Raw genomic sequence first — 19,708 nt, 5'->3', positions numbered from 1 at the left:
GGGCTGATGACGATGGACGACCTGAACACCACACACCCCCCTGGCGGCGCGTACGTCCTGGAGGCCGCCGGGATCAGCAAGGCATTCCCGGGCGTCAAGGCACTGGACGCCGTCCAGCTCCAGTTGCGGGCGGGCGAGGTGCACGCACTGCTCGGCGAGAACGGCGCCGGCAAGTCCACTCTCGTACGCATCCTGGCCGGCATCCAGCCGCCCGACGCGGGGGAGATGAGGCTCGAAGGGCGGCCGTACGCACCCAGGGACACGGCCACCGCGATGCGCGCCGGTGTCCAGGTCGTCCACCAGGAACTCAACCTGCTGCCCAATCTGACCGTCGCCGAGAACCTCTTCTTCCAGCACCTGCCGCGCCGCTTCGGCCTGGTCGACCGCCGCACCCTCAACCGGCGGGCGGCCGAACTCCTCGACGCGGTCGGACTGGACGTCCCGCCGGGCACGAGGGTCGAGCGGCTCGGCATCGCACAGATGCAACTCCTGGAAATCGCCCGGACGTTGTGGCAGGACTGCAAGGTCCTGGTGATGGACGAGCCGACCGCGACCCTCACCGCCCGGGAGACCGAGCGGCTCTTCCAGGTGATGCGGCGGCTCACCGCGCGCGGCACCGCCATCCTCTACATCTCGCACCACCTCCAGGAGGTGTTCGAGATCGGCGACCGGATGACGGTCTTCCGCAACGGCGGCCATGTGGTCACCAAGGACCTCGCCGACACGGACACCGCCGAGGTGATCCGCCTGATGGTCGGCCGGGACCTCTCCCAGGAGTACCCGCCGCACGTCGTGCGGCCCATCGGACCCGAACTGATCCGGGCACAAGGCCTCCATCCGCGCGGCGGCAGTCCTGTCTCCTTCGCGCTGCACGGGGGCGAGGTGGTCGGCGTCGCGGGGCTGGTCGGATCGGGGCGCACCGAGACCGTGCGCGCGCTGTTCGGCGCGGACCACCACGACGGCGGGCAGGTGTACGTCAAGGGCGAGCCGGTCCGCATCCGCACCCCCAGGGACGCGGTGCGCCGCGGCATCAGCCTGCTGACCGAGGACCGCAAGGGTCAGGGGCTCGTCCTCGACATGCCGCTGGCCGCCAACATCACGCTGGCCGCCACCCACAAGATCTCGCGCGGCGGACTGCTCAGGCGTGCCGAGGAGGACCGGTACGCGCAGGAGGCGGTCAAGGGGCTCGGGGTGCGAACTCCCGGTATCCGTACCGCGGTTCGCACCCTGTCCGGCGGCAACCAGCAGAAGGTCGTGCTCGGCCGCTGGCTGCTCGCCGGGACCGATGTCCTGGTCGTCGACGAGCCCACCCGGGGCATCGACGTGGGCGCCCGCTACGAGATCCACCAGCAGCTGACCGACCTCGCGGGTGAGGGCAAGGGTCTTCTGGTCGTCTCCTCCGACCTGCCCGAACTCATGGGCATCTGCGACCGCATCCTGGTCTTCTCGCGCGGCCGGATCGCGGGGGAGGTCCGCCGCGAGGACTTCGACAGCTCGCACATTCTGGCGCTGGCCTACGCGGGTTACGTCAGCGAGGGCGGCCCGGGGCGGGCGGGCGGCCCCGCGTCGGACAGTCCCGCGCCGGGCGGTCCCGACGACGTACGCCCCGAGGCCGCATCCCCGCGTTCGCCCGCCACCGACGTACCCCTCACGAAGAACGGTGAGACCGAATCATGACCACGCCCACTCCCCTCAAGAGCCCCGCCGCCGAGGCCTCCGCCCCGCGCCGTACGGCCCGCTCCCTCACCCGGCAGGTGATGGGCGAGGCGGGCATCGGGATCGCCCTGCTGGCCCTGGTGCTGATCTTCACGCTGGCCGCGCCCAAGTTCGCGACCTCCGACAACCTCACCCACATCGCCACCGAGATCACCCTCAACACCATGCTCGCGGTGGGCATGACCTTCGTCATCCTGGTCGGTGGCATCGACCTTTCGGTCGGCTCGGTGATGGCGCTCTCGGCGGTGGTCTCCGGCGAGATACTCACCTCCACCAGCCTCTCCACCCCCGTCGCGGTGCTGCTCGCGGTGGTGGTCGCCGCCCTGGTCGGCATGGCCTGCGGTTTCGTCAACGGCTTCGTGTCGGAGAAGTGGCGGGTGCCGGCCTTCATCGTCACCCTCGGCATGCTGAACGTGGCGCGCGGAGCGGCCCTGGAGTACACCAACGCCCAGACCCTCTACAACTTCCCGCCCGGCTTCAGCCACTTCGGCACCTCCACCCTCCTGGGCATCCCCTCGCTCTTCTGGATAGCCCTGGTCATGGTGGTCGTCGGCCACTTCGTGCTCACCCGTACCGTCTTCGGCCGTCTGGTCTTCGCGATCGGCTCCAACGAGGAGGCGGTCCGGCTCTCCGGACACCGCACGAGCGTGGTCAAGGTCGCGGTGTACGTCATCGCCGGTTTCGCGGTGGGCATCGCCGCCGTGACGTACATGGCCCGGCTGAACATCGCCAGCCCGATCCTCGGCAGCGGCTACGAACTGTCCGCGATCGCGGCCGTCGTCATCGGCGGAGCCTCGCTCTCCGGCGGCAAGGGCTCCATGATCGGCACCCTGCTCGGCGCCTGTCTGCTGGGCGTCCTTACCAACGGCCTTCTCCTTATGGGGGTTTCGGACTTCCAGCGGCAGATGATCACCGGTGCGGTCATCATGATCGCGGTAGTGGTCGACCACTACCGGGGCAAGCTGGCGGCCCGGATGCCGGAGAAGGCGGTGGCGGGCTGAGGTGCGGGCCTCCGGTACCGGACGCGGCCGATTACCGTCCGGTACTGGTGCTCGGGCCGTCCAGGACCCAAGCTCTTGACATGACGTATGAAGACGACCCGCAGGGTCCGCAGGACGTGGTGCGGACGGCGGACACCCGCATCGAGCTGCCGCTGAGACGGCTGGTCATGGCGCTTCCGGTCGCGGCCGCCGTGGTGACCGTGATGTGGGGGTACACCATCGCGGCCGTGATCGGCGGCCCCAACTCCACCCTCTCCGCCGCCCTGATGTCCGCACTCGGGCTGCTGCTCCTCTTCGTCACTGTGACGTACGTGGGGTACGCCGTCCGGCCGCTGAGCATCGCGGCGGGGCCCGGTGGTCTCTCGGTGCGGCTGCCGCTCTTCCCCGAACGCACCCTGCCCTGGGACGACTTGCTGTCCGTGCGCGCGGTGGGAGTGCGCGGCGCCCAGTTCGTGGTGGTGGAGGCCCGCGAGTCGGAGGTCTCGCTGCCGTACGTCTGCCGGCCCCGGGCGGCGTACCGCAGGCTCTCACTGATGACCGGCAACGCCATGCGGGCCAAGGCGGGGCTGTGCTTCGAACGGCAGGTCTTCGAGCTGGTGCCGGAGGACGTGCTCGGTCTGGTCAGGTCGTACGCGCCGCCGACGCTCCAGGTGGAGGACCAGCGGCGTTGAGCCGGTGTCCGCGACGCGGTTGATACATCTGATACGTCTGACACATCTGATACGTCGCTCAGCTCGCCGCACGGTGTGCATTGCGCGGCGGTGCGGCCAGCGGGGTCTGCGCGGCCCGCGTCACATCGGCCACCAGCTCCACCACATCGGGGCCGTACGCCTGCGAGTTGACCACCTTCAGCAGCAGACAGAACGACCTGTCGCCGTGCTTGCGGGCCAGCTTCTCGAAGTTGCGGGCCAGGTAGCGGGTGGCCGCCTGATGGGTGATCGCGCGCTGTCCGCAGAAGAGGAAGACCGGGCGTGCGCCGTCGCCGACACTCAGCCGGGCCAGCAGGACGTACTCGGAGATACCGTGTTCGAGGCGGTAGCGGTCGGCGCCTATCTGGAACGCCCCGCGGTCCGGGGTGGGTTCGGCGTCCACATTGATGCGGATGCCGGGCAGCAGGCTCGCCAGGTGGGCGACGATACGGCGATTCGACGAGGGGCCGCCGACGCAGAACTCCGTGCGCTCGCCGAAACCCTGCTGGGCGACGTCGTGGGAGAGGACCTGCGAGTGCGCGCCGCAGTCCTTGATGAGCGCGGAGAGTTCCATCAGCGCGAAGACGTCGGAACGGTGCAGGGCGCCGTCGGTGCCCGCGTCGCGGTTGACGACCAGCAGGGACTCGGAGTTCTTCGGCAGCCCGAAGAACTCCTGCTTGCGCCGGAGCCGGCGCCGCTGGAACCAGCTGCGGACGAACCAGCCGAGCCCGGCGCCGACACCGGCGGCCACCACGCCCAGGACGATTGTGCGGAGGTCGTCATTCATGGGCGCGCATGGTAGCGGGCATGACAGGCCGGTGGGATGGGCGGGGCGCCCTCGGGTCGGTGATGACGGTGATGCGTGCGGTGTGTCGTTCGTACGGAAGTGAGGGGTTGTACGGCTGTTGTGTGTCGTGCGGATTACCTGTTGGGCCACTGGGCGAGATGTGCCCCTGACCGTCTGGCGGGGGCCTGCGGCCGGAGCTACAGTGCGCGGACGCCGTTCGCCTGGAGGTACGCATGCGTCGACCCACCCGGCCCGCCGTACGGGCCCTGTCTCTGCTGGCCGTCACCGCGGCGGTCGTCACCGTGGGAGCAGCCGCACCGCCGGGCACGGACTCCCCTTCTGCCACTGCCGCCACGGCTGCCGCAGCCACGGCTACGGGCCCGGCCGGCGCGAGCACCACGCCCCCGAAGGTCCCGGTCGCCGTCGGCCACGGCGGCGCGGTCGCCAGCGTGGACGCCGACGCCTCGGCGGCCGGCATCGAGGTCCTGCGCAACGGTGGCAACGCGGTCGACGCGGCCGTGGCCACCGCCGCCGCCCTCGGCGTTACCGAGCCGTACTCCGCGGGCATCGGAGGCGGCGGCTACTTCGTCCACTACGACGCCAGATCCCGCAAGGTCCGCACCATCGACGGCCGCGAGACCGCCCCGCGCAGCGCCGACAAGACCCTTTTCCTGGAGAACGGCAAGCCGATCCCCACCGACGAGGCCATGACCAGCGGCCGCAGCGTCGGCACCCCCGGCACCCCCGCCACCTGGGAGGCGGCCCTGGACGCCTGGGGCAGCAAGCCCCTGCGCACCCTCCTCAAGCCCGCCGAGCGCCTCGCCCGCGACGGCTTCACCGTCGACGCCACCTTCCGCTCACAGACCCAGGGCAACGAGGCCCGCTTCCGCGACTTCCCGGCCTCGTCCCAGCTCTTCCTGCCCGGCGGCCAACTCCCGGTCGTGGGCGCCAAGTTCAAGAACCCCGACCTGGCGAAGACCTACGAGAAGCTCGGCCGTCACGGCGTCGACGCCCTCTACCGCGGCGACCTGGCCCGTGACATCGTCCGTACGGTCAACAAGCCGCCCGTAGACCCCAAGGCCACCCGCAAGGTGCGCGGCGGCGACCTGACGGAGAGGGACCTGCGCCGGTACGAGATCGAGCGCCCGGCCCCCACCAAGGTCGACTACCGGGGTCTCGGCGTGTACGGAATGGGCCCCTCCTCCTCCGGTGGCACCAGCGTCGGCGAGGCCCTCAACATCCTGGAGCGCACCAACCTTTCCAAGGCCTCCCAGAAGCAGTTCCTGCACCGCTACATCGAGGCCAGCCGGATCGCCTTCGCGGACCGGGGCCGCTGGCTCGGCGACCCGGCCTTCGAGTCCGTACCCACCAGGGAACTCCTCTCGCAGCGGTTCGCCGACTCCCGCGAGTGCCTGATCAAGGACGACGCGGTACTGGTCAGCCCGCTGCCGCCGGCCGACCCGCGACACCCGTCACGGGACTGCAAGAGCTCGGGCACGGCCGCGCCGACGACGTACGAGGGCGAGAACACCACGCACCTCACGGCGGCCGACAAGTGGGGCAACGTCGTCGCCTACACCCTGACCATCGAGTCCACCGGCGGCAGCGGCATCACGGTCCCCGGCCGGGGCTTCCTGCTCAACAACGAGCTGACGGACTTCTCGTTCGCCCCCGCCAACCCGGCGGTCCACGACCCGAACCTGCCCGGCCCCGGTAAGCGCCCGCGCTCCTCGATCTCGCCGACGATCGTCCTGGACCGCCACGACAAGCCGGTGCTGGCACTGGGCTCCCCGGGCGGAGCCACCATCATCACCACCGTCCTGCAGAGCCTGATCGGCCACGTCGACCGGGGTCTGCCGCTGGTCGACTCCATCGCCGCCCCGCGCGCCAGCCAGCGCAACGCGGCCACCACGGAACTGGAACCCGGCCTCTGGAACAGCCCCGTGCGGGGCGAGCTGGAAGCCCTCGGCCACGTCTTCAAGCAGAACCCGGAGATCGGTGCGGCCACGGGTGTGCAGCGGCTGCCCGACGGGCGATGGCTCGCGGCGGCGGAGAAGGTCCGCAGGGGTGGTGGGTCGGCGATGGTGGTACGTCCGTAGGCCGATGGGGGCGGGGGTGCCGTTAAACGGCGCCCCCGTACCTCCCTCAGCTCACAAGGCCGTCAGCACCCGGGGCCCCGCCTCCGTGATCGCCACCGTGTGCTCCGCGTGCGCCGCCCGGCTGCCGTCCAGCGTCACCAGCGTCCAGCCGTCCGGCGCATGCCCGTAGTCATCCGCACCGCCAGCCATCACCATCGGCTCGATCGCCAGCACCATCCCGTGCCGCAGCTTCATTCCCCTGCCCGGCCGCCCCTCATTCGGTACGTCCGGTCCCTCGTGCATCGAGCGCCCCACGCCGTGCCCGGCGAAGTCCTGCGGAATCCCGTACCCCGCGGCCCGGCACACGGTGCCCACCGCATGCGCGATGTCGCCGATCCGGTTCCCGACGACCGCCGCCGCGATCCCCGCGTCGAGCGCCGCCCTCGCCGTATCGATCAGCCGTACGTCGGCCTCGCGCGCCCGCCCCACCGTGAAACTGATCGCCGAATCCCCGACCCAGCCGTCCAGCTTCGCACCGCAGTCGATGCTCACCAGGTCGCCGTCCCGCAGCCGGTACTCCGTCGGGACCCCGTGCACGATCGCCTCGTTGACCGACGCGCAAATAACCCCCGGGAACGGCACCGGAGCCCAGTCCGGGCGGTACCCGAGGAAGGGGGAACCGGCGCCGGCCTCCCGCAGCACCTCCCTCGCCACCTCGTCCAGTTCCTTCAGTGTGACGCCGATCGCCGCCGCCTTCTTCACCGCCGTCAGAGCCTGGGCAACCACTCGTCCGGCCTCGCGCATCGCGTCCACGGACGCATCCGTCTTGATCTCAACCATGCCAATTACTATACCGGTCGAGTAGGTATTAGAATAACGGCATGGTCCGCACCCCTCTCACCCCCGAAGAGCACGAGCGCGGCGAACGACTCGGCTCGCTGCTCCGTGAAACGCGTACGTTCGCCGGCCGCACCATGGCCGACGTGGCCGCCTGCGCCGGTCTATCCGCCGAGACCCTGCGGAAGATCGAGACGGGTCGCGCCCCGACGCCCGCCTTCTTCACCGTCGCAGCGCTCGCGGGCACCCTCGGCCTCTCCCTCGACGAGCTGATCGTGCGGTGCGAGCTGGTCCCTGTCTGATCGCCGCGCCTGATATCGCCCTGGGTGCGCCCGTCCGACCCGCGCGGCGCCTGCGCGCGTAGGCTCGGCGGCATGGACACCCGTGCCGCACATGCCGCCTTCGCCCGTACCCGCTACGTCAGCCTGACCACCTTCCGTAAGGACGGCACGCCCGTCGCCACGCCCGTCTGGGCCGCCGGTGACGACAGTGCGCTCTACGTGTGGACCAACTCCGAGTCCTGGAAGGTCAAGCGGATCCGTCGCGACGGCAACGTGACCATCGCCCCCTGCGACTTCCGCGGCGGAATCAAGCCGGGCGCGCCCACCTTCGAGGCCAGGGCCACCCTGCTCGACGAGGACGGGCTGCGGAAGGTGCGCAAGCTGCTCGCCCGCAAGTACACCTGGCAGTACTGGCTCACCGACCTGCCCGCCACTCTCGCTCGGCGCGGCAAGCGCCCGCATGTTGCGATCAAGATCGAAATCTCGGCCTGACGATCGAGGTGTGGAGCGGACCATTCACCCCTGCGGGTGTGAAACAAGATCTACTCCGCGGGTTCACGGTGATGGTCTTGCCCCACTCCGCGCGGCGGCTTACGTTCAAGCATCCACGCCCCAACTCTACGGGCGTAGAAGGTCTCTGACGTCCCGTCGGAATTGCCCGGGGGGCCGTCGTCCGGCTGAACGGAGACGAGTCATGGCCAACGTCGTACGCGCCGCCCTGGTCCAGGCCACCTGGACCGGCGACACCGAATCCATGATCGCCAAGCATGAGGAACACGCCCGGGAGGCCGCCCGCCAGGGAGCGCGGATTATCGGCTTCCAGGAGGTTTTCAACGCCCCGTACTTCTGCCAGGTGCAGGAGCCCGAGCACTACCGCTGGGCCGAAGCCGTCCCCGAGGGCCCGACCACACAGCGCATGCGGGAACTCGCCCGCGAGACCGGCATGGTGATCGTGGTCCCGGTCTTCGAGCGCGAGGCCTCCGGCTTCTACTACAACACCGCCGCCGTCATCGACTCCGACGGCAGCTACCTCGGCAAGTACCGCAAGCACCACATCCCCCAGGTCAAGGGCTTCTGGGAGAAGTACTACTTCAAACCGGGCAACGCCGGCTGGCCGGTCTTCGACACGGCGGTCGGCAAGGTCGGTGTCTACATCTGCTACGACCGCCACTTCCCGGAAGGCTGGCGGCAGTTGGGCCTGGGCGGCGCCCAGATCGTCTACAACCCCTCCGCCACCTCCCGCGGTCTCTCCGCACACCTCTGGCAGCTGGAGCAGCCCGCCGCGGCCGTCGCCAACGAGTACTTCATCGCCGCGATCAACCGCGTCGGCCAGGAGGAGTACGGCGACAACGACTTCTACGGCACCAGCTACTTCGTCGACCCGCGCGGCCAGTTCGTCGGCGAGACGGCGAGCGACAAGGCCGAGGAACTCGTCATCCGTGACCTCGACCTCGACCTCATCGAAGAGGTCCGCCACCAGTGGGCGTTCTACCGCGACCGCCGCCCCGACGCCTACGAAGGACTGGTACAGCCGTGACCGACCTCCACTCCCGTCACCAGGCCGTCATGCCCGAGTGGCTGATGCTCTACTACCAGAACCCCCTCGAACTGACCCACGGCGAAGGCCGCCACGTCTTCGACTCAGAGGGCCGCAAGTACCTCGACTTCTTCGGCGGCATCCTCACCACCATGACCGCCCACGCCCTCCCCGAGGTCACCAAGGCGGTCTCCGAACAGGCCGGCCGCCTGATCCACTCCTCCACCCTCTATCTCAACCGCCCCATGGTGGACCTCGCCGAGCGCATCGCCCACCTCTCCGGCATCCCGGACGCCCGCGTCTTCTTCACCACCTCGGGCACCGAGGCCAACGACACCGCCCTGATGCTGGCCACCTCGTACCGCCGCTCCAACCAGGTCCTGGCGATGCGCAACAGCTACCACGGCCGTTCCTTCGCCACCGTCTCCCTCACCGGCAACCGCAACTGGTCGCCCACCAGCCTCTCCCCCCTCCAGACCCTCTACGTCCACGGCGGCGTCCGCCACCGGGGCCCCTACGCGCACCTCTCCGACGCCCAGTTCATCGAGTCCTGCGTCGCCGACCTCGAAGATCTGCTCGGCCAGACCCGGGGCCAGGTCGCTGCCCTCATCGCCGAACCCGTCCAGGGCGTCGGCGGTTTCACCTCACCGCCCGACGGCCTCTACGCCGCCTTCCGCGAGGTCCTCGACCGCCACGGCATCCTCTGGATCGCCGACGAGGTCCAGACGGGCTGGGGCCGCACCGGCGACCATTTCTGGGGCTGGCAGGCCCACGCCGAGAACGGCCCGCCGGACATCCTCACCTTCGCCAAGGGCATCGGCAACGGCATGTCCATCGGCGGCGTCGTCGCCCGCTCCGAAGTCATGAACTGCGTCGACTCCGGCTCCATCTCCACCTTCGGCGGCTCCCCGGTCACCATGGCCGCCGGCCTCGCCAACCTCACCTACCTCCTCGAACACGACCTCCAGGGCAACGCCCGCCGCGTCGGCGGCCTCCTCCTGGAACGCCTCCGCGCCATCGGCGCCGGCGTTCCCTGCGTCCGCGAGGTACGCGGCCGGGGCCTGATGGCCGGAATCGAAATCGTCCGTCCCGGCACCGACCAGGCCTGGCCCGAGGCAGCCGGCGCCGTCGTGGAAGCAGCCCGCGAGGGCGGCCTCCTGCTCGGCAAGGGCGGCGGCCACAACACCAGCGTCCTGCGCATCGCACCCCCGCTCACCCTCACCGTCGCGGAGGCCGAGGAGGGCGCGTCCATCCTCGAACGCGCCTTCCACGCCGTGTAGTCGCCGCACACGTATCCGCGAGTCGTGAGTCGTTCTGCTGGATCGGGCCGCTGAGCCGGAGGAGCGGCGTGTACGACGCCGGTTCGGCGGGCCCGTACCGGCGCCGTACGACGCCGTGGCTCGCCCCCGGCCGCTGTGATCCCAGCGTCGACGGCCCCGAACAGTCGCAGGCAGAAGGAGCACAGGTATGACACGTACACAGATCACCGGCGGACTGGTCATCACCGCAGCCGAGGAGATGCACGCGGACGTCCTGATCGAGGACAGCCGGGTGGTCGCGCTGGCCGCCCCCGGCACCCAGACCTGGACGGCGGACCGCACGATCGACGCGACGGGCAAGTACGTCATCCCGGGCGGCGTCGACGCGCACACCCACATGGAGATGCCGTTCGGCGGTACCTTCGCCTCCGACGACTTCGAGTCGGGCACGCGGGCCGCGGCGTGGGGCGGCACCACCACGATCATCGACTTCGCCGTCCAGTCCCAGGGGCAGAGCCTGCGCGCCGGCCTGGACGCCTGGCACGCGAAGGCCGACGGCAAGTGCGCGATCGACTACGGCTTCCACATGATCATGTCGGACGTGAACGAATCCTCCCTCAAGGAGATGGACGGCCTTGTCTCCGAAGGGATTTCCTCGTTCAAACTGTTCACCGCGTACCCCGGCGTGTTCTACAGCGACGACGGTCAGATCCTTCGCGCGATGCAGAAAGCCGCCTCCAACGGCGGCCTGATCATGATGCACGCCGAGAACGGCCTCGCCATCGACGTCCTCGTCGAACAGGCCTTGGCCCGTGGCGAGACCGACCCCCGCTACCACGGCGAGGTCCGCAAGGCCCTCCTGGAGGCGGAGGCCACCCACCGCGTCATCAAGCTCGCACAGGTCGCCGGAGCTCCCGTCTACGTCGTCCACGTATCGGCCGAGGAAGCCCTTGGTGAGATCGCGACGGCCCGCCACAAGGGCCTCCCCGTTTTCGGCGAGACCTGCCCGCAGTACCTCTTTCTCTCCACCGACAACCTCGCCGAGCCCGACTTCGAGGGCGCGAAGTACGTGTGCTCAACCCCCTTGCGCCCCAAGGAGCATCAGGCCGCCCTCTGGCGAGGCCTGCGCACCAACGACCTCCAGGTCGTCTCCACCGACCACTGCCCGTTCTGCTTCACCGGCCAGAAGGAACTGGGCCGCGGCGACTTCTCCAAGATCCCCAACGGTCTGCCCGGCGTCGAGAACCGCATGGACCTCCTCCACCAGGCCGTCGTCGACGGGCACATCACCCGCCGCCGCTGGATCGAGATCGCGTGCGCGACCCCGGCCCGGATGTTCGGGCTGTACGGGAGGAAGGGCACGATCGCGCCGGGCGCGGACGCCGACGTCGTCATCTACGATCCGACCGCCGAGCAGGTCATGTCGGCAGCCACGCATCACATGGCGGTCGACTACTCGGCGTACGAGGGCAAGCGCGTGACGGGCCGGGTGGAGACCGTGCTCTCGCGGGGTGAAGTGGTGGTCGAGCAAGGCGAGTTCAAGGGGCGGGCCGGACACGGGACGTACGTCGCCCGCGCCGCTACTCAGTACCTGGGTTGAGGAGGGGAGTGCCTCACTTCGGGGAGGTGTTGGGGCGCATGGGCCGGAGCGGCCTTGCGGTGGGCCGTTTTATGTGGCACCTGATGAAGCGATGAGGTCTTCGTTGCCCGGAAGGCCATCACTCGCCCGGCCGAGCTCGGCCGGCCACCACGGGTTGCGGCACGTCCAGGACCAGCTCACCATCTGGCCCCGCCGCCCGGTGCGCCGACGCCTCCACCTGGACAGTGGCCGTGGCCGGCCCGGCTCCCGCCTCGGCTACCGTGTTCCCCTACGGGGTGCCATAACGGATGTGACGCCCCCCACCGGAGGTAATCAGCGTATGAGCTCAAAGCGCAGCAAGAACCCAGCCCTGCCCGTCATTGACGACGCATTCCGACTCGCGTCGGTCAAGGACGCCGAAGAGTCCACCCGTGACTTGGCCGCGCGGCTGGCCACCACCGAGCTGCGCCGCGTTTCCCACCCGGGACGGGTCACCTGGGAGCCCACCGATCAGGCCGAGCCCGTTCCGGTCCCGCCGACCGTGGTCGACGGTGACGGGGACCTGTGGCTGCGGGACCGTGGCACTGGCACCTGGACCATGCCCGAGTTCGACCCGAAGGAGTTCCCGGCCCGCTGTGGCGAGGTTCTGACGTGGAACCAGCTTGCCCGCGAGTTCGGCCCGCTCACCGGACTGGCCGACGACCGCCGCATCGGCGGCGGCCGGCGCTGACCGCGCGGCCTTCTGGGATGACCGTGCCCCTGAAGCGCCCGTTGCGGTAGCCGGGCGCTACAGCTCAAAGCCGAGCTCGACGACAGTCGCGGGGCAGCGGGGCAAGGCCTCGGCGGGCTCTTCCCGCCCGATCTCACCGGTACGCGGCCGAGTTCGACGAAGCCGAAGTCACGGAGCCGGCCGCCGAGGACTTCTGGATACGCGTGCGCAGCGCGCTGGTCTCACGAGCGATGCGCACTGTTTGGCCCGACCTGAATCAGGACGTGGGTGCCGTTCTCGCCGCATCGCCCGAGTGAGGAATCCGACGGGTTCGTCCGGGAGGCGCGGGATCAGACGATCAGCGCCCGCGAGAACGTGGCACGGCGAAGCCGCCGGACGAGGTGCTCGTCCGGCGGCTTCGCCGTGCCCGCCCGGCTGCCGGCGTCGTGACTCCTCGGACGCCGCCGAAGTGGTCGACGCGCGGGTGGGTGTACTGCAAGCCGGTGACCGGCCGGTCGCCGCGGCGCCGCGACCGGCGCCGGCGACCACGCCACCGGCGCCGCGTACACCGTCCTGGCGCAGCTCTTCACCGCCAGCACCTCCGACGAGGACGTTCCCGCCGCCCGGACGGCCGGCTGACGTTCCCGCAGCCCGGCCGGCCGACGTTCCCGTGTGAGGTTTCCGTGTGGTGGACGCGCGTCGACTCAGCCGGACCGCACCCTTGCCAAGGCACGGGCGGGGGGTCACGATTGGTCCCTTCCCGACCCGTCCGAGGGCCATCCGCGAGGCATTGCGTCCGTGGTTCACCGCGGTCGGAATACGAGATTCGTCGCGGTCCGAAGTGGAAAGAGCTACCGGAACACATCGCGCCGCGCGTGTGCGTCGCCTCCCGATCCACTGCGCGTACCCGAGCCAGGAGGTACCCCCTTCATGCCGATGGACTTCGGACTTGTTTTGCAGACCGACCCGCCCGCGTCCGAGGTCGTCGGCCTGATGCGCCGCGCCGAACGCAACGGGTTCCGCTACGGCTGGACCTTCGACTCCGCCGTGCTGTGGCAGGAGCCGTTCGTCATCTACAGCCGGATCCTGGAGCACACCGACCGGATGATCGTTGGGCCGATGGTGACCAACCCCGGGACCAGGACCTGGGAGGTCACGGCCTCGACGTTCGCCACGCTCAATGACATGTACGGCAACCGCACGGTGTGCGGGATCGGGCGGGGCGACTCGGCCATGCGGGTGGCGGGGCGCAAGCCCAACACGCTCGCCAGGCTGGGGGAGGCGATGGAGGTCATCCGGGACCTGGCCGAGGGGCGGGAGGCCAAGGTCGACGGGCAGTCGCTGCGGCTGCCGTGGGTGCGGGACGGGAAGCTGCCGGTGTGGATGGCGGCGTACGGGCCGAAGGCGCTCGCGATGGCGGGGGCCAAGGCGGACGGGTTCATTCTGCAACTGGCCGATCCGGTGCTGACCGAGTGGATGATCCGGGCGGTGCGCGGCGCCGCGGAGGATGCCGGGCGCGATCCGGCGGCGGTGAAGATCTGCGTGGCGGCGCCCGCGTACGTGGGTGACGACCTCGCGCACGCCCGGGACCAGTGCCGGTGGTTCGGCGGGATGGTCGGCAACCACGTCGCGGACCTGGTCTCCAAATACGGTGCGCACTCCGACTTCGTACCGGACGAACTGACCGCGTACATCGAGGCCCGCCAGGGGTACGACTACGCGCACCACGGGCGGGCCGGGAACCCGGACACCCACTTCGTGCCGGACGAAATCGTGGACAGATTCTGCCTGCTGGGCCCGGTGGAGGCGCACATCGAGAAGCTGCGGGCGCTACGGGCGCTGGGCGTCGACCAGTTCGCCCTGTACAACATGCACGACGCGCGCGAGGCGACGATCGACGCGTACGGAAGTTCGGTCATCCCGGCACTGACCACTGCATAGAGACACCCGGAGCGGAGCTACCTGAACGAGGAACTGAACTTCCGTACGCCGACGAAGGGTTCAGCCGAGATGACCGTGACCGCTCCAGGAAACCAACTCCCCGATTCCACGCCGAACGGTCGCGTCGAGCCGGCGCCGGGAGCGATCCCGCCGGACTCGCGGTTCGTCAACGAGGACCTGCTGCCGGTCCCGGTGGCACACCGCCGCTGGACGACGTACAACTTCGCCGCCCTGTGGGTCGGGATGGCGCACAACATCCCGTCGTGGCTGCTGGCCTCGGGGCTGGTGGCGCTCGGGATGGACTGGCTGCAGGCGGTCGTCACCATCGCGCTGGCGAATGTGATCGTGCTGGCTCCGATGCTGCTCACAGGGCACGCCGGGCCGAAATACGGGATTCCCTTTCCGGTGCTCGCGCGGGCGTCGTTCGGGCTGCGCGGGGCGAATCTGCCCGCGCTGATCCGGGCGGCGATGGCCTGTGCCTGGTTCGGGATCCAGACGTGGATCGGCGGGCAGGGCATCTTCGTGCTGCTGGGGAAGATGTTCGGGGGGTGGGCGGAGGCGTCGAGGATCGGTGGGCAGCCGTGGACGCTGTGGCTGTGCTTCCTGGTGTTCTGGGTGGTCGAACTCGCCATCATCCACCGGGGGATGGAGACGCTTCGGCGATTCGAGAACTGGGCGGCGCCGTTCGTGATCGTCGGCGCGCTGGTGCTGCTGGGGTGGATCACCATGAAGGCCGGGGGAGTGGGGCCGCTGCTGGACCAGCCGTCCAAGCTGGGGTGGGGCGCCGACTTCTGGCCGGTCTTCTTCCCCTCACTGATGGGGATGATCGCCTTCTGGTCCACGCTGAGCCTCAACATCCCCGACTTCACGCGCTTCGCGGCAGGACAACGCGCCCAGATCTGGGGGCAGTCGCTCGGTCTGCCGACCACCATGACGCTCTTCGCGCTGCTCTCGGTGTTCGTGACCTCGGGTTCGCAGGCGGTGTACGGGGCGCCCGTCTGGGACCCGGTCGCGCTGGCCGCCAGGACCGACAACGTCTTCGGGCTGCTCTTCGCGCTGGTGACCGTGCTCGTCGCCACGATCTCGGTGAACCTGGCGGCGAATGTCGTCTCGCCCGCCTACGACCTCGCGAACCTCGCCCCGAAGCACATCAACTTCCGAAGGGGTGCGCTGATCACGGGAGTTGTGGGCGTTCTGATCATGCCGTGGAAGCTGACCGAGACGCCCGAGCTGTACATCTTCACCTGGCTGGGGCTGGTCGGCGGGCTGCTCGGGACGGTCGCCGGGATTCTGATCGCCGACTACTGGATCGTACGCAGGACGGTGCTGGAGCTGGCGGATCTGTACCGGCCGCAGGGGCGGTACTGGTACACGGGGGGCTGGAACTGGCGGGCGGTGGTGGCCTTCGTGGTCGGTGGCGTGCTCGCGGTCGGCGGGTCCCACTCCGCCTCGGGGAAGGGCCCCTTCCCCGAGGACGGACTGATTCCTTTCCTGAAGCCGCTCGCGGACTACGGGTGGGCGGTGGGACTGGCGGCTTCGCTGGTGCTGTACGTCGGGCTGATGGCTACGCGGGCTCGGGCTTCGCGGGGGCCGGCAGACGGGCGGCCTGCCGTTCCGTAGCGGCCATGGCGCCGTAGGCGACCAAGTGCAGCAGGCAGTGGTCGGTGTACGGCGGTACCTTCCACATCTGGACGTCCTCCTCGGTGAGGTGGTGCGGGGCCAGTGCGGCGAGCAGGGCGATGCGCGCGCCGGGGCGGTCCTCGCGCAGCGGCAGGCGGGGGTCGTCCGGGGAGAGGTGGCCTAGGCCGTCCCAGGCGTCGACCGTCTTGCGCACGTACCGCACGTCGTCGTCCGAGAGCAGTCCGGCACCCATCGTGGCCGCTTCGCGCAGCCCCGCGTAGGCGATCGCCACTGCGGAACCGGGGGTGGCCCAGGACGGGGCGTCTCCCTCGGTGCGGAGGAGCAACAGGCTTTCACCGGGCGTCAGTTGGCGGCGGACAGTGGCGGTTATGCGTTGGCCGAGGGCCGTCTCCAGCAGGCGTGCCCGGCGGTCCGCGCTGTCCAGAGGCGGTCGGGCGAGGAGGGTGTCGGCGATGCGGTTCATGAAGTGGAAGGCGAGAGCGGTGCCGATGTACTCCTGTGCGTGGGCGGCGGGGAAGGGCTGCTCGGTGCCGATGTCCCGCCCCCAGGACAGGAGTTGGGCATGTCCGGGGTTCTGGAGGGGGCGGCCTTCGCCGATGTGGTCCGCGAGGGTGGGCTCGCCGCCCGCGTGCAGGAGGAAGAGGTGGGCGTTGACGCAGAAGTGACAGCCGTTGGTGAGGGAGGTGCCGGCCGCGACGAGTTCCTTGTCGGTGCGTGGGGCGGCCCCGGAGAGCAGTGCCTCGCGCATCAACGCCCAGAAACCGCTGAGGAGTTCGGGCGAAGCGGAGAGGACGGCGAAGGTCGGCGGATGCGGGACGCCGAAGTCGGTCAGCACCTGCTGGTAGACGGCGGCAGTGGTCCCGGTGGCGGACTCGGGCGGCTCGGGCGAGGTGAAGCGAAAGGGTCCGGTCATGGGGACGATGCTCGGTCCGAGGGGGGTGCCGGGGCGTCGTACGGGCGGAGTCACTTGTGGCTGCTTCCGGCAACTCGGTTGAGGGGGTGTGTACTTCGCGGGGAGTAGTGCGGGGATCGTCCGTGCGGAGGGGGTGTGGGACGGAAGGGTTCTGGCAGGATCGGGGGGATGGTCTTGGCCGTGTGCGTGGGCGTGTGTGGGTGAGGGCGGGGTCGTGGAGCCAGGGTGGGGGGCAGGGGTGTGGGGTCCGTGAAGCGTCAGGAGCGGGTCGCGGGCATTGCCTACCGGTGGTCAACTGCCCTGCGGGATCTGCTGATCGCGGCCATCGTCTGCGTGGTCGTCCTGCTCGGTGCCGTCGCGGGGCCGGGGCTCGACCTGGCGAGCGTGCTGCTGATCACCGTCGGGTCCCTGCTGCTCGCGACGCATCGCAGGGCGCCGGTGGCGGTGCTCTCGCTCACCGCGCTGTGCATGCTCGGATACGCCGCCCACGCCCATCCCGGCACCTCTGCGGCCTTTCCGGTGGTGGCCGGGGTGCACGCGGTGGTCCGCCAGGGACACCGGGCGGGGGCGATCGGGGTCGGCGTGCTGTTCCTGGTGGGGTTCTTCGTCACGGAGCCCTCAGGTGCCGGGTTGGAGCGGACGGTGCTGCTGCACGGCTGGTTCATCTGCGCCGGAGTCACCGGGCTGATCGAGAAGAACTGGCAGGCGTATCTGCGGCAGACCGAGGAACGCGCCGCCGAGGCCGAACGCACCCGCGAGGAGGCGGCACTGCGCAGGGCCGGCGAGGAACGGCTGCGGATCGCCCGCGAACTCCACGACTCGCTCACCCACAGCATCTCGATCATCAAGCTCCAGGCGGGAGTTGCCGTCCATCTGGCCCGCAAGCGCGGCGAGGAAGTGCCGGACGCGCTGGTCGCCATCCAGGAGGCCAGTGGTGAGGCGATGCGCGAGCTGCGCGCCACCCTGGAGGTGCTGCGGACCGATGTCGTACCGCAGGGGACGGGCCTCGACCGGCTGGACGACCTGATCGAGCGCGCCCGCACGGCCGGGCTGCCCGCCACGGTGACGGTGACCGGGGAGATGCGAGGGCTGCCGGGGGCGGTCGACAGGGCGGCCTACCGGATCGTGCAGGAGGCGCTGACGAATGTGGCGCGGCACGCGGGGCGGGCCAGGACCTCCGTCCAGCTGGCGTGCGCCGAGGAGCAGGTGACCGTGCGGATAGAGAACGAGGGAGGCGTGGTGGCGCCGCCGGTGGCCGGGACCGGCCTGCTCGGGATGCGGGAGCGGGTGACCGCGCTGGGCGGGTTGTTCACCGCCGGGCCGCGGGAGGGTGGTGGGTTCGTGGTGAATGCCGAACTTCCTCTGGTGGAGGAGGAGTTGCTGGAACGGAGAGGTGCTGTATGACCCGAGGGGGTCAGGTCATCCGGGTGCTGATCGTCGACGACCAGGCTCTGATGCGCGCCGGATTCCGTGCGCTGCTCGCCGCCGAGGACGACATCGAGGTGGTGGGGGAGGCGGCCGACGGGCGGGCGGGGGTCGAGCTGGTCCGCCGCCATGTGCCGGACGTCGCGCTCGTCGACGTACAGATGCCGGTGATGACGGGCATCGAGGCGACCAGGGAGATCGCCGCGGATCCGGCGCTGTCCGCCACCCATGTGGTGATCCTGACGAACTACGGGCTCGACGAGTACGTCTTCGACGCGCTGCGCGCCGGGGCGGCCGGATTCCTGCTCAAGGACACCGAGCCGGACGAACTGCTCCAGGCGATCCGCATCGCGGCCCGGGGCGACGCCCTGCTCTCGCCGTCCGTGACCCGGCGGCTGATCACCGAATTCGTCTCCCGCCCGCCGGACCGGCACACCGCGCCCGGCCTGGAGAGCCTGACGCGCAGGGAGGGTGAGGTCGCCGCCCTGGTGGCGCGCGGTCTGACCAATGAGGAGATCGCCGCCCACATGGGCATCAGCCCACTGACCGCGAAGACCCATGTGAGCCGGGCGATGGTGAAGCTCGGGGCCCGCGACCGGGCCCAACTGGTCGTGTTCGCCTACGAGTCGGGCCTGGTGACTCCGGGACCGGCGGTCTGAGAGCCGGTGTGCGAGCCCCGGTGGCCACCCGGCGGTCCGAGAGCCGGTGTCTGAACCCGGTGGCTACTCGGGGTCGGGAAGCGGTTCGCCCGTCTCCAGGAACGACTTGATGCTGGAGAGCAGCACCGGCCAGCCCTCTCGGATCATCGACAGGACGGTGCTGCCCGGGTCGAATCCGTCATGGACGGTGCGCAGCCGGGTCGTCGCGCCGGTCGGGGTGATCTCGTACGTCGCCCTGGACCGCGACTCGGCGTTCAGCGTCCGCAGCAGTTCCTCGTCCATGCCGGTGGCCTCGGCGAAGGCGGGGGTGAAGGTGTGCCAGGTGTACGAGAGCAGGCGGCCCGGCTCGACGGCCAGCACCACCTGCTCGGGGTCGCGCTCCCCGAGCCCCAGCCCGTGCCAGGTCACCGTGGAACCCACCTGCCAGTCCGACTCGAAGGTGATCTTCCAGTAGCGGCTGGTGAACGCGGGGTCGGTCAGCGCCTGCCAGACACGGTCCGGGGTGTCCCTGATGTACGTGGTGTAGTCGAAGGCGGTGGTGCGGTCGAGGTCGTCCATTCCGCCATTCTGCGGGCGCGGGCGTGCGGACGCGCGGCGGCGGGGGCGGGGAGCGGCTCCGTCCTGTGGCGTGGGGCGATCCCCTCCGACGGCGCGGC

18 protein-coding genes are annotated in these 19,708 nt (G+C 70.1%); 14 read left to right on the top strand and 4 right to left on the bottom strand.

Annotated elements, in window-relative coordinates; genetic code table 11:
- Nucleotides 1-6: 6 nt before the first annotated feature.
- From ACIA73_RS29470 to ACIA73_RS29460, 3 genes are all read left to right on the top strand, one after another.
- Nucleotides 7-1,677, top strand: coding sequence for a sugar ABC transporter ATP-binding protein (locus tag ACIA73_RS29470; protein ID WP_399441846.1), 1,671 nt, complete (start codon nucleotides 7-9; stop codon nucleotides 1,675-1,677).
- Nucleotides 1,674-2,717: an ABC transporter permease gene (locus ACIA73_RS29465; protein WP_399441845.1), complete on the top strand. Its 1,044-nt coding sequence runs from the start codon at nucleotides 1,674-1,676 to the stop codon at nucleotides 2,715-2,717. The genes ACIA73_RS29470 and ACIA73_RS29465 overlap by 4 nt, the downstream gene beginning before the upstream one ends.
- Before the next feature lie 80 nt (nucleotides 2,718-2,797).
- The gene (locus ACIA73_RS29460; protein ID WP_399441844.1) at nucleotides 2,798-3,388 is read left to right on the top strand and encodes a hypothetical protein; all 591 of its coding nucleotides are present in this window, start codon (nucleotides 2,798-2,800) and stop codon (nucleotides 3,386-3,388) included.
- 58 nt (nucleotides 3,389-3,446) lie between these two features.
- On the opposite strand, the gene ACIA73_RS29455 is transcribed toward ACIA73_RS29460, so the two are convergent.
- Nucleotides 3,447-4,193 carry a hypothetical protein gene (locus ACIA73_RS29455; RefSeq protein ID WP_399441843.1) on the bottom strand — a complete coding sequence of 249 codons (747 nt, stop codon included), beginning with the start codon at nucleotides 4,191-4,193 and terminating at the stop codon, nucleotides 3,447-3,449.
- A gap of 233 nt (nucleotides 4,194-4,426) precedes the next feature.
- Between ACIA73_RS29455 and ggt the strand changes: the two genes are divergently transcribed.
- A complete protein-coding gene (gene ggt, locus ACIA73_RS29450; RefSeq protein ID WP_399441842.1) occupies nucleotides 4,427-6,292 on the top strand; it encodes a gamma-glutamyltransferase in 1,866 nt (621 codons plus the stop codon).
- Between the two features lie 51 nt (nucleotides 6,293-6,343).
- On the opposite strand, the gene map is transcribed toward ggt, so the two are convergent.
- Entirely contained in the window at nucleotides 6,344-7,111 is a 768-nt protein-coding gene (gene map / locus ACIA73_RS29445) for a type I methionyl aminopeptidase (protein ID WP_399441841.1), read from the bottom strand.
- A 41-nt stretch (nucleotides 7,112-7,152) separates the two neighbouring features.
- Here map and ACIA73_RS29440 point away from each other — a divergent pair, with 41 nt between their 5' ends.
- The 8 genes from ACIA73_RS29440 to ACIA73_RS29405 all read left to right on the top strand — a co-directional run bounded on the left by ACIA73_RS29440 (nucleotide 7,153) and on the right by ACIA73_RS29405 (nucleotide 16,034).
- Nucleotides 7,153-7,410 (top strand): helix-turn-helix domain-containing protein, encoded by a 258-nt coding sequence (locus tag ACIA73_RS29440; protein WP_399441840.1) that lies wholly within the window; start codon nucleotides 7,153-7,155, stop codon nucleotides 7,408-7,410.
- A 72-nt stretch (nucleotides 7,411-7,482) separates the two neighbouring features.
- On the top strand, nucleotides 7,483-7,881 hold the full coding sequence (locus tag ACIA73_RS29435; protein ID WP_399441839.1) for a PPOX class F420-dependent oxidoreductase: 399 nt from the start codon (nucleotides 7,483-7,485) through the stop codon (nucleotides 7,879-7,881).
- A 202-nt stretch (nucleotides 7,882-8,083) separates the two neighbouring features.
- Nucleotides 8,084-8,926 (top strand): nitrilase-related carbon-nitrogen hydrolase, encoded by an 843-nt coding sequence (locus ACIA73_RS29430; protein ID WP_399441837.1) that lies wholly within the window; start codon nucleotides 8,084-8,086, stop codon nucleotides 8,924-8,926.
- Nucleotides 8,923-10,206, top strand: coding sequence for an aspartate aminotransferase family protein (locus ACIA73_RS29425; RefSeq protein ID WP_399441836.1), 1,284 nt, complete (start codon nucleotides 8,923-8,925; stop codon nucleotides 10,204-10,206). The genes ACIA73_RS29430 and ACIA73_RS29425 overlap by 4 nt, the downstream gene beginning before the upstream one ends.
- Nucleotides 10,207-10,393: 187 nt before the next feature.
- A complete protein-coding gene (hydA, locus tag ACIA73_RS29420; protein WP_399441835.1) occupies nucleotides 10,394-11,785 on the top strand; it encodes a dihydropyrimidinase in 1,392 nt (463 codons plus the stop codon).
- A gap of 319 nt (nucleotides 11,786-12,104) precedes the next feature.
- Nucleotides 12,105-12,494 carry a hypothetical protein gene (locus ACIA73_RS29415; protein WP_399441834.1) on the top strand — a complete coding sequence of 130 codons (390 nt, stop codon included), beginning with the start codon at nucleotides 12,105-12,107 and terminating at the stop codon, nucleotides 12,492-12,494.
- Between the two features lie 915 nt (nucleotides 12,495-13,409).
- Nucleotides 13,410-14,414, top strand: a complete 1,005-nt coding sequence (locus ACIA73_RS29410; protein WP_399441879.1) for a TIGR03842 family LLM class F420-dependent oxidoreductase — start codon at nucleotides 13,410-13,412, stop codon at nucleotides 14,412-14,414.
- Nucleotides 14,415-14,483: 69 nt separating this feature from the next.
- Nucleotides 14,484-16,034, top strand: coding sequence for an NCS1 family nucleobase:cation symporter-1 (locus ACIA73_RS29405; RefSeq protein WP_399441833.1), 1,551 nt, complete (start codon nucleotides 14,484-14,486; stop codon nucleotides 16,032-16,034).
- On the opposite strand, the gene ACIA73_RS29400 is transcribed toward ACIA73_RS29405, so the two are convergent.
- Complete coding sequence (locus tag ACIA73_RS29400) at nucleotides 15,979-16,968, bottom strand: carboxymuconolactone decarboxylase family protein (RefSeq protein WP_399441832.1); 990 nt, start codon at nucleotides 16,966-16,968, stop codon at nucleotides 15,979-15,981. The genes ACIA73_RS29405 and ACIA73_RS29400 overlap by 56 nt on opposite strands.
- Before the next feature lie 249 nt (nucleotides 16,969-17,217).
- On the opposite strand from ACIA73_RS29400, the gene ACIA73_RS29395 reads away from it, so the two are divergent.
- A complete protein-coding gene (locus tag ACIA73_RS29395) occupies nucleotides 17,218-18,372 on the top strand; it encodes a sensor histidine kinase (RefSeq protein WP_399441831.1) in 1,155 nt (384 codons plus the stop codon).
- Complete coding sequence (locus ACIA73_RS29390) at nucleotides 18,369-19,052, top strand: response regulator (protein WP_399441830.1); 684 nt, start codon at nucleotides 18,369-18,371, stop codon at nucleotides 19,050-19,052. Before ACIA73_RS29395 ends, ACIA73_RS29390 begins: the two co-directional genes overlap by 4 nt.
- Before the next feature lie 63 nt (nucleotides 19,053-19,115).
- Here ACIA73_RS29390 and ACIA73_RS29385 read toward each other — a convergent pair whose 3' ends face one another.
- The gene (locus ACIA73_RS29385) at nucleotides 19,116-19,610 is read right to left on the bottom strand and encodes an SRPBCC family protein (RefSeq protein WP_399441829.1); all 495 of its coding nucleotides are present in this window, start codon (nucleotides 19,608-19,610) and stop codon (nucleotides 19,116-19,118) included.
- Between the last annotated feature and the right edge of the window lie 98 nt (nucleotides 19,611-19,708).

This window comes from Streptomyces sp. NPDC051561, from assembly GCF_044454195.1.
Classification (GTDB): Bacteria; Actinomycetota; Actinomycetes; order Streptomycetales; family Streptomycetaceae; genus Streptomyces.
This window is presented reverse-complemented; position numbering and strand designations above follow the sequence as displayed.